This window comes from Comamonas humi (assembly GCF_054782535.1).
In genome coordinates this window covers 190,717-199,841 of sequence record NZ_BAAGSH010000009.1, presented here as the reverse complement: position 1 = coordinate 199,841, position 9,125 = coordinate 190,717, and the positions used below count along the sequence as shown (strand labels likewise).

The 9,125-nt window shown below is 61.4% G+C and carries 16 protein-coding genes; all 16 read left to right on the top strand.

The annotated features are described in order from the left end of the window. Window positions 1-144: 144 nt before the first annotated feature. The 16 genes from ACYVKR_RS12260 to ACYVKR_RS12185 all read left to right on the top strand — a co-directional run bounded on the left by ACYVKR_RS12260 (window position 145) and on the right by ACYVKR_RS12185 (window position 9,059). Complete coding sequence (locus ACYVKR_RS12260) at window positions 145-795, top strand: pentapeptide repeat-containing protein (protein ID WP_460481189.1); 651 nt, start codon at window positions 145-147, stop codon at window positions 793-795. Then, entirely contained in the window at window positions 792-1,148 is a 357-nt protein-coding gene (locus ACYVKR_RS12255) for a hypothetical protein (protein ID WP_460481188.1), read from the top strand. The genes ACYVKR_RS12260 and ACYVKR_RS12255 overlap by 4 nt, the downstream gene beginning before the upstream one ends. After that, window positions 1,145-1,450, top strand: coding sequence for a hypothetical protein (locus ACYVKR_RS12250; RefSeq protein ID WP_460481187.1), 306 nt, complete (start codon window positions 1,145-1,147; stop codon window positions 1,448-1,450). Before ACYVKR_RS12255 ends, ACYVKR_RS12250 begins: the two co-directional genes overlap by 4 nt. Before the next feature lie 249 nt (window positions 1,451-1,699). Continuing rightward, entirely contained in the window at window positions 1,700-1,870 is a 171-nt protein-coding gene (locus ACYVKR_RS12245; protein ID WP_460481186.1) for a hypothetical protein, read from the top strand. A 128-nt stretch (window positions 1,871-1,998) separates the two neighbouring features. Beyond that, the gene (locus ACYVKR_RS12240; protein ID WP_460481185.1) at window positions 1,999-2,211 is read left to right on the top strand and encodes a hypothetical protein; all 213 of its coding nucleotides are present in this window, start codon (window positions 1,999-2,001) and stop codon (window positions 2,209-2,211) included. Between the two features lie 42 nt (window positions 2,212-2,253). After that, window positions 2,254-2,427, top strand: a complete 174-nt coding sequence (locus ACYVKR_RS12235; protein ID WP_460481184.1) for a hypothetical protein — start codon at window positions 2,254-2,256, stop codon at window positions 2,425-2,427. Window positions 2,428-2,546: 119 nt separating this feature from the next. Continuing rightward, window positions 2,547-3,611 carry a hypothetical protein gene (locus tag ACYVKR_RS12230; RefSeq protein ID WP_460481183.1) on the top strand — a complete coding sequence of 355 codons (1,065 nt, stop codon included), beginning with the start codon at window positions 2,547-2,549 and terminating at the stop codon, window positions 3,609-3,611. Between the two features lie 7 nt (window positions 3,612-3,618). Then, window positions 3,619-4,542, top strand: a complete 924-nt coding sequence (locus ACYVKR_RS12225; protein WP_460481182.1) for a recombinase RecT — start codon at window positions 3,619-3,621, stop codon at window positions 4,540-4,542. Then, window positions 4,523-5,170 (top strand): lambda exonuclease family protein, encoded by a 648-nt coding sequence (locus tag ACYVKR_RS12220; RefSeq protein WP_460481181.1) that lies wholly within the window; start codon window positions 4,523-4,525, stop codon window positions 5,168-5,170. The genes ACYVKR_RS12225 and ACYVKR_RS12220 overlap by 20 nt, the downstream gene beginning before the upstream one ends. Further along, window positions 5,170-5,682, top strand: coding sequence for a single stranded DNA-binding domain-containing protein (ssb, locus tag ACYVKR_RS12215; protein WP_460481180.1), 513 nt, complete (start codon window positions 5,170-5,172; stop codon window positions 5,680-5,682). Before ACYVKR_RS12220 ends, ssb begins: the two co-directional genes overlap by 1 nt. An 81-nt stretch (window positions 5,683-5,763) precedes the next feature. Continuing rightward, complete coding sequence (locus ACYVKR_RS12210; protein WP_460481179.1) at window positions 5,764-6,186, top strand: hypothetical protein; 423 nt, start codon at window positions 5,764-5,766, stop codon at window positions 6,184-6,186. 241 nt (window positions 6,187-6,427) lie between these two features. Continuing rightward, a complete protein-coding gene (locus ACYVKR_RS12205; RefSeq protein ID WP_460481178.1) occupies window positions 6,428-6,829 on the top strand; it encodes a hypothetical protein in 402 nt (133 codons plus the stop codon). Beyond that, on the top strand, window positions 6,826-8,280 hold the full coding sequence (locus tag ACYVKR_RS12200; RefSeq protein ID WP_460481177.1) for a hypothetical protein: 1,455 nt from the start codon (window positions 6,826-6,828) through the stop codon (window positions 8,278-8,280). The genes ACYVKR_RS12205 and ACYVKR_RS12200 overlap by 4 nt, the downstream gene beginning before the upstream one ends. After that, window positions 8,277-8,519, top strand: coding sequence for a hypothetical protein (locus ACYVKR_RS12195; protein ID WP_460481176.1), 243 nt, complete (start codon window positions 8,277-8,279; stop codon window positions 8,517-8,519). Before ACYVKR_RS12200 ends, ACYVKR_RS12195 begins: the two co-directional genes overlap by 4 nt. Next, the gene (locus tag ACYVKR_RS12190) at window positions 8,512-8,847 is read left to right on the top strand and encodes a hypothetical protein (protein ID WP_460481175.1); all 336 of its coding nucleotides are present in this window, start codon (window positions 8,512-8,514) and stop codon (window positions 8,845-8,847) included. Before ACYVKR_RS12195 ends, ACYVKR_RS12190 begins: the two co-directional genes overlap by 8 nt. Window positions 8,848-8,855: 8 nt before the next feature. Next, window positions 8,856-9,059, top strand: a complete 204-nt coding sequence (locus tag ACYVKR_RS12185; RefSeq protein WP_460481174.1) for a hypothetical protein — start codon at window positions 8,856-8,858, stop codon at window positions 9,057-9,059. Window positions 9,060-9,125 lie beyond the last annotated feature (66 nt).

Sequence of the window (9,125 nt, the reverse complement as noted above, 5' to 3'; positions counted from 1 at the left end):
GGGCATGCCTGATTGCCCATGCCACACACCCTCTTCCCTCCGCGCTGTCCCTCCAGTCAGCGCCCTCGCCCCGCCAGCCGGGGCTTTTTTTATTCCCAGGCTCGCAATCGCGGGCCTATTTCATTTCTACAGCAAGGAGCACTCATGTCGCAAATCATCAAGATCGTCCATCGCTTTGATAGCAGCAGGGTGCTTTACGAGTTTGAGGCCACCGACGAACAGCAGGCCAGCGGTCTTGCTATGCGTGCCGCCTTGGAGGCAGCCACTGCGGCCAAGGCGTACCTGGGCGGGGCGAACCTGGACGGGGCGTACCTGGGCGGGGCGAACCTGGGCGGGGCGTACCTGGGCGGGGCGAACCTGGGCGGGGCGAACCTGGGCGGGGCGTACCTGCGCGGGGCGTACCTGGACGGGGCGAACCTGGGCGGGGCGTACCTGCGCGGGGCGTACCTGGACGGGGCGAACCTGGGCGGGGCGTACCTGGACGGGGCGTACCTGGACGGGGCGTACCTGGACGGGGCGTACCTGGACGGAGATGCCAAGCTCGTCGGCGAACGGCCGGTCTTCATCATCGGCCCCATCGGGTCACGCTGCGCCTACTTCACGTCCTATATCACCGACAAGGGTTTGCGCCTTCAGGCCGGATGTTTCTTCGGAACTCGCGAGGAGTTCGTTGCCAAGCTGGACGCGGAACACGGTGACAACCTGCATGGCCATGAGTACCGCGCTGCACTCGCGCTGATTGACGCGCATGTCAAGACGTGGACTCCGCAAGCCGAGGAGGTAACCGAATCATGAACGCCCTAACCATAGCCCAGTCAAGGCACGACGCCGCACTGCCTCCTGACTACTACGAGCCTGATGAAGATCCAGTTGATGAAATGCTGGCCACCGACCCGGCATTCGCCCTGACGCATCCCAACATCTTCGAGGGCCTGCGGGAACTAGTCGGAGACAACGACAGCTTCCTGAAGATGGTCGCCACCCTGCTTTCCAACTGCATAGATGCAGAGGGAAAGTCCTGGCAGGCGGAAACAGATCGGGAGTTGTGCCTGTACTGCTCCCAGGAGATCAAGGCGCTGTTTCGCAGGCAGGCAGAAGAGAAAGTCGCCGAGAACCGGCGCATGGCTATTGCACTGGAGGAAGCATGAGCGAAGCAACCCATGCCATATGGCGAGCCGGCTTCAAGAACATCGAGGCCATGGAAACCGATGAGCATGTCGCCGCGGAGATCCGAGTATTTTGCGGCAACGGTGCTTTCACGAAGCGCATCTCACGACTGATTGCAGAGGCAGGCAATGCCCATGAGACAACCGGCCTGACGCCGCGGCAACTGGTGGAGCAGGTGGCGATGCTGCGTGAAGTTGTGCAGTCGCTGCTCTATTGGGACAACGGGAAGTCGGAGTATGAGCAGGCCCGCGCCGCCCTAGCCGCAACGGAGGTCAAGAAATGAGCGAACAAGCCCCCCCGCACACATCCCCAGGGACGCCAGCAAGCGCAGCGAATGGCAAGAACTGCTCCGCGAGCGCATGAAGCAAAGCATCGTTGAGCAAGGCGCCTTCGGAGTGCGACAGACCGCACTCTGGCTCAAGGCCTACAAGCGGGCATCCAAGTTCGTCGCGCGCAGCTTCCCCACTGTCAAGGCGTCTAAGCGATGCCTCCAGCAGCTTGAGGACGCCTGCAAACCATTCACGGAGTCTGCATGAGACACCCCTACCGCGCCACCCCACGGACGCTGAACGACGCCTTCGGTCAGCCACCCAGCTACTACGACCCCTTCGAGCACTACACCAAGCCTGTCACCGACAGGCTTATTTTCTATGTGGGCCTGATCGCGCTGGCCGTGATAGCCCTCCTCCTCTGGACTAGCTAAATGTACTTCCGCAGATCTACATCCACCCTGTTTCTGCTTCCAGCGATAGCTATTGGGACTGATTTGGATGGTCGCCCGTTTCTGGAGCTTGCCTGGTTGAACATAGCCATTGGCATTGGAGATAAGCCATGAAAACAACCATTTCCATTGTCGTGAAGGGAAAGACGAAAACCTATGACTTCCACTTCAAAGGCGACCCGAAATACATCCCGGAATGGGAGGAGCAAGGACTTGAAGTTGCCGAAGTTCTTAACAGCATCCCAGAGTGGGCAGTCCGAGCCGGCCTGCTCCGCCCTTGGATTGCAGTTCAAGATTTTTGGAGATGGCTGCGGCTCTTTTGAGCTTGTCACCCGCTCATCCGCCTCATTCCTCCGGAGTCACCTATGCGTAAGAACGCCGCACTCTCCCTGACCCTGATGGCCGCGTTGATCGCGGTCATCGTCTTTTCTGACTCTGAGTTTGACCTGTCGGTGGATCGCGCTGTTGCAGCTGATGCGCAAGACGCCCTCAGTCAAGCCCAGCAAGTCGCAATCATCGAACGCAGGGGCATCGAATGAGACTGTTCGTCAAAGTCTGGGCCGCCTGCATGGCCGTGCTGGCCTTCTGCCTGGCTGCCGTTACCGCCATCGCCATGACGATGCCGCCACCTGACAAGTTCCTTTTCTGAGAGGTTTGTATGACCACCAATGAACTAGACCTGCTCCCGCCGAAGGAATCGGCCCTGCAGGTGTTCTCCGCGCCTAATGGCCTTGACCCCTATCTGTCGAAGATCAAAGAAGAGTTGGATGCCTTCGTGCCTGACGTGAGCACCAAGAAGGGTCGCGACGCCATCGCGTCCATTGCCTACAAGGTTGCCAAGGGCAAAACGGCTCTGGACAACATCGGTAAGGATTTGGTTGCCGAACTGAAGGACGTTCCCAAGAAGATCGATGCAGAACGCAAGCGTATGCGTGACTTGCTTGACCAGTGGAAGGATGAGGTTCGCGCACCACTAACGGCATGGGAAGAGGCGGAAGAAGCGCGCAAGCAAGAGCACCAAAACTGCATCATCCGAATCCAGTTTTTTGGACAAGGCTTCGATGGCGTGGACGCCGCTACGCTCAAGCTACGGCTTGAAGAGCTAGATGTCATCACTGTTGACGCGTCCATGGAGGAATACGAAGCAGAGGCACGCCGGGCCAGGGCCAAAGCACTCGATGCGCTGACTGCAGCCATAGCGGAGCGAGAGAAGTACGAGGCGGAGCAGGTGGAGCTTGCCCGTCTGCGCGCCGAAGCTGCTGCTCGCGAGCAGAAAGAGCGCGAAGAACGGATTGCCCGCGAGGCCGCAGGGCGCGCCCAGTGTGAGGCAGAGGCCAAAGCACAGGCCGAGCGCGAAGCAGTCCTCAGGCGCGAAGCCGACGCTAAGGCGGCCGCAGAACGCCGAGAGCTTGAATTGAAGCTAGCGGCTGAACGTGCGGAGCGCGAGAAGGCAGAAGCCCTCCAACGAGAGCAGCAGGCCCTAGTCGAGGCTGAGCGCCGCGCCGCCGAAGCTGTAGAAGCAGAGAAGCGCCGTGTTGCCGCACAGGCAGACGCTGAAGCCGCAGAAGCCAAGCGCCGTGAACAGGACAAGGTGCACAAAGCAGCCATCAACAGGGCGGCCATGGAGGCTTTTGTGCAGGGCGGCATGACCGAAGAATGCGCGAGGCTGGCCGTCACGCTGATTGCCAAACGAACCATCCCGGCCGTATCTATAGCCTATTGAGGATGCCATGAGCGCAATTCAGACCATTCAAAACTACGTCTATGGAGCCGAAGCCGGCTTCAATAGCGTCCTGGTGGACCGAACCCTGAACTTCGAGCGCGAAGCAGGGTTCGCCATCCAGATCCTGACGGCCAATGACTACGTGTCCCGGCTCGCTACTGGCGACCGCCAGTCCGTGGTCAATGCCGTGACCAACATCGCTGCTATCGGCATCAGCCTGAACCCAGCCAAGAAGCAGGCGTATCTGGTGCCGCGCAAGGGCAAGATTTGCCTGGATATCAGCTACATGGGATTGATCGACTTGGCTATCCAGTCTGGTTCCATCATGTGGGCGCAGGCTGAGCTGGTTTATGCCAGCGATGCCTTTGCGCTCAACGGCTTCGACAAACCGCCTACCCATTCCTTCAACCCGTTCTCCAAGGACCGTGGCGAGATGGTCGGCGCCTATGTGGTGGTCAAGACGCACGCAGGCGACTACCTCACAACCTGCATGAGTCGTGAGGACATTGACTCCATCAAGAACCGCTCGGAGTCGGTGAAGGCGGGCAAGTCCTCGCCATGGGACACCGACTATGGCGAGATGGCCAAGAAAACCGTTGTGAAGCGGGCCTACAAGTACTGGCCCAAGTCTGACCGCCTGGATCAGGCCATTCACCACCTGAACACCGATGGCGGTGAAGGCTTGGCGACTTCCACTCCCCGCGTTGCCAGCATTGACCCTCAGCCGATCATCGACGGCGCACGGAATACCAAGACCGTCGCCGAGCTGAACGCCTATTGGGCAGATAACAACGGCAAGCTGGCCAATGACCTGACTGCGCACGACGCCCTCAAGGCGGCATGCAAGGCGCAAAAGGCCCGGCTCCAGGCCCAAGTGGCCGAGCAGCAAGTCACCGACGTGGAGGTAAAAGATGCCGTGGTTGAATCTTGACCAAGGGTCGCAGGAGTGGCTGGACGCTCGCCGAGGCTGCATCACCGGCAGCCGGTTCCGCGACGCTCGCGACAAGCTGAAGAACGGGCAGCCCAGCAAGGCATGCCTGGACTATGCCCGCGACCTGGCCCGCGAACGGCTGGGCGGCAAGGCCCCGGCCAAGTTCCAGAACGCAGCCATGCGCTCAGGCACCGAACAGGAGCCAGTCGCCCGCGCCATGTACGAGGCACGGACCGGCTTCATGGTTGACGAGGTGGGCTTTTTCACCACCGAGGATAGCCTCTTTGGCCTATCTCCAGATGGCCTCATTGACGACGATGGCGTGCTTGAAATCAAGACGATGGTGAGCAGCGACACGCTGTTTACCGCGGTAGCCGAGCACGACACCAGCGCCTATGTCGACCAGTGCCTGGGCTATCTCTGGCTCCTGGGCCGGCAGTGGGTTGATCTTGTCCTGTGGGCGCCCGACCTCAACCACATGGTAATCCACCGCATCACCCGCGACGAGGACGCCATCGAGCAACTGGGGGCTGACCTGTGGGCCTTCGCTCAACTGGTACAGAAGTACGAGGAAGCATTGCGTGCGGCACTGGCCGCCAACAACGAACAAGTAACGGAGGCCGCCTAATGGCTAGCGTCAACAAAGTCATCATCGTCGGCAACCTGGGGCGCGACCCCGAAATGCGCACCTTCCCCAGCGGCGACCAGGTGGCCAACGTCACCATCGCCACCACCGACCGCTGGCGCGACAAGAACACCGGCGAGAACAAGGAAGCCACCGAGTGGGTGCGCGTCGTCTTCAACGGCCGCCTAGCCGAGATCGCCGGCCAATACCTGCGCAAGGGCAGCCAGGTCTATGTGGAAGGCAGCCTGCGCACCCGCAAGTGGGCCGACCAGCAGACCGGCCAGGAGCGCTATGCGACTGAGGTTCGCGCCGATGTTATGCAGATGCTGGGCGGAGTTCCGAAGTCCGTAGAAAACGAATCGCGGGAGGCAGGCCGGAGCCGCGCTGCTGCTGCCCCGGATTCACGAAAGCAGTTTGAGCATGATGGCATGAACTCCCCACGAGAAGCGAGCCATTCGCCTGCCCCCAGGGCATCGTCCGGCTTCGACGACATGGACGACGACATCCCCTTCTGACCCACCCCAAGCCCACCACCAAGCCCACCACCAAGCCCGCCCTGAGTAATCACGGCGGGCATTTTCGTTTCTGAGCCAGACATGACCACACAAGACCAACCATCCCTCATGGACCTGGTGGATGACTACGCAGAAGCACGTCACACCCAGGGCCACAGCACCTACAACACCAAGGCGGCAGCAGCGCGCCAGCGTGTGGTGGATTACATCGCCTCCATCGGAGCCGGAGGCGTCTCTCCCCTGCGCCGACAGTGCTTGCATCAGATCGAAGAGCCTCAGGAGCCGGCCTTCTATACGGTGTTTGCTAGCCACAACGGCGGCGCCATCCCACTCCCCGGATACAGCAATGAGACGGAGAAGGGGGTCAAAGACCTCGTACTCACAGCCGCGAGAAAAGAAGGCTATCGCGGTACTGTCGCGGGCCGTCTGCTTGAGCTCGGTTGGTGGATTGGCCCGGTTTACAGCTCTCCCCCCAGCATTCCGGCGGGCCAAGACCATGCGTGATATAGCCGCCCTCTTTGTGGAAACCGAAGGCGCGTACTTCGGCATACCAGGAATTGACCCCTGGGATGAGCCCCGAGATGCCAGGCGCTATAGCGGTCCTGCACCCGTTGTAGCCCATCCTCCATGCCAGCGCTGGGGCCGCTACTGGCATGGCGCACCATGCAAACCGCACCAGTACCGGCTGGGCGAAGACGGTGGATGCTTTGCCGCTGCGCTCACTGCGGTGCGCAACTATGGGGGGGTGATCGAACACCCGAAAGACTCGCAGGCGTGGCGGTATTTCGGCCTGACGCCACCGCCCGTAACGGGTGGGTGGGTCAAGGCCGACGAGTTCGGCGGCTGGACGTGCTGTGTCTGGCAGGGCCACTACGGGCACTTCGCGGGCAAGGCGACATGGCTCTACGCCGTGGCCAGCCCGGAAAGCCTGCCGGAATTCATCTGGGGGCCGAGCGACAGCGGCCCGACACCGGAGATGGTGCTCCGCTATGGCTACGAGAAGGCCCGCAAGGTGGGGCGCATGGCATTGGTCGGTGGCAAGGACAAGACACGCATCCGCAATGCCACGCCGCCGCCGTTCCGCGACCTGCTTGTGGGCATCGCTCGCACGGCCGGAACACCAGACATGAAGGAACCCCAACCATGACCAATCCCACCAACATCCTGTATGAGCATGAGGATGGCCGCTACGCCATCAACCCCGACACTACCGGCGAACCGCGCTGGCATCGCCTCGGGCCTGTTGATGTGAGCGCTCTCGCCGCCCCTGTGCAGGCAGTGCCAGCCTGGACCTGCTTTCACTGCAACGCCACCTTTACCACTCCCGAGTCGGCACAAGAGCATTTCGGCAGGACCGAATACCAGGCACCCGGCTGTCAAATCAACCTGGCCGAGTACCGGAAGATGGAGGAAATCTGCCGGCGCCACTGCGAAGAAGACACGGATTTGCACCGGCAGATCCATGCAGCCCAAGCAGCCAGTGCCGAGAACGCCAGGCGCGCTGAAGAAACCGGCTATGCACGCGGCCTGGAAGATGCCAAGAAGCACCCCGAGGAACTTGGGTTGATGCAGGCATCCCCTGCCGCTGTGGCAGGGCCGTCCGATGAAGAACTGATGGCGCTGAGCAAGAAGTGCATGGGTATGTCGGGAGGCCTCGGCATGCACTACGCCAACTATGCGCGCGCCGTGCTCGCTCGCTGGGGCGCAGCGCCAGTCAGCGATGAAGCTCCTGACTACGCTGGTGAGAACGTCGCCGAAAGGAAGGCCGCTATCCAGCGCATTTTCTCCGCGCCGACTCCCCCCGATGCTGTGGTGCACGTCGAGAAAGCACTTCGCGCACTGCATCGCCCCGCCGCAGCGCCCGCCACCCAGGCAGCAGCCGAGCAAGAACCGATAGCAGTCGTCACCAAGTTCACCGACTGGGGCGGCGAGATTGAATGGACTCGCCGCGTAATCGCTCCTGTTGGTGCCAAGCTATGTCTCGCAGGCCCCGCAGAGGCAACTGGTAAGGCTTGCTTACAGGTTACGCAGCCGGCAGCACCGGCTACTACCGGAGCTGCACCAGCCACGGGCGAGTATCCGCCGCTACCGGGAAAGGAAATCCCATCCTATAGCCAGGATCTGCTCATGATGGTGCGCGCATCTGAACTACACGCATATGCAGACGCCACCTGCGCCATGCGGGCCTACAACCGGCTGCGCGACATCCAGCGCGACGGATGGAACATTGAGTTCGCCACGGCCTGCGAGCTGGAAGCCTATGAGCACGCATGCCTGTCGCTATGCGCAAGCGTGCTGAAGATCCTGGACGGCAAGGACCACGGACAGGGGCTGAACAACGAGCCGTGGGGCACAGTGCGCAAGCGCCTACTCGCGTTGGTCGGCGCCGCCCAGTCAGCACCAGCAGCGCAGGCGCGGGATGCCGCTCGACTGGATCATTTGCAGCAGACAGGCTCGACCATAGATCTGCTGCCGGGGGAAGGTGATTTCTATCCTATGCGCTTCCGCGTGGGCGGACTGCACGCAGCCGTGAGCACGAACGTGCGAACCGCCATCGACGCCGCAATCGCCCAGGCCAAGGGGGGTGAAGCAGCATGAGCCGAAGCCTCGGGCGAAAAGCCATCATCAAGAAGCTCCGCAAGGAAACGGACTACGACGCCGTGGGCCGAAAGATGTTCGCTGACGGCCTGCCTTGCCCCTACGACGACGGCTCCCACGGGAAGGCCCACGCCACAGCTCGCGGCTGGAAACGAGCCGCTGCAGAAGCACGGCAGCCCAAGAACCGCAAGCCGGCCGCATCCCAGGCCAAGGCCCAGGAGGGAGAGAGCAATGGATGATCTGAAAGCTAACGCCATTTGGCTGGCCGGCATCGTGGCAGTGATTTTCGGCGTCTATTCCTGCAGCACGTCTGATTGGCATGCCGCCAGAGAACGGGAGCGTGTGGCTGATCGACTGCAGGAACAGACCCCACACCTCTTCCGCGACTCACCCGACGGCTGCAAGGTATTCAGATTCAAGGCCGAGGAACGTTGGCAGTACTACACACGCTGTCCGGACGGGAAAGTTAGTACGCAGACCAATTGGCAGGAATGCCGCCTTGTTGGGAAGGTCTCGAGCTGCACGAACAAGTCACGCACGATTGAAACGACTATGGAGGCTCAATGAGGAAGAACGTGCTTTCCCTCTCCATCGCCGCTGGTTTTGGTGGCTACGCCGCGCCGGCGGTGCACGCCCCTGTGGCAGTGCCCTACGTGCAGCCCGGCACGCTGCTCAAGGTGCGCTTTCGCGGCCCGGCCAACTCCGACGACCTACTCGACTTCAGCGTGTTCCTCGGCCCCGGGGACCGCTGGAGCGCAAGCAATAAGGAAACACCATGACCCCAGAAATCATCGAAGCAATCGGCGTGTACATCGTTGCGCCGCTCTGCGTTACGGCCATTCTGG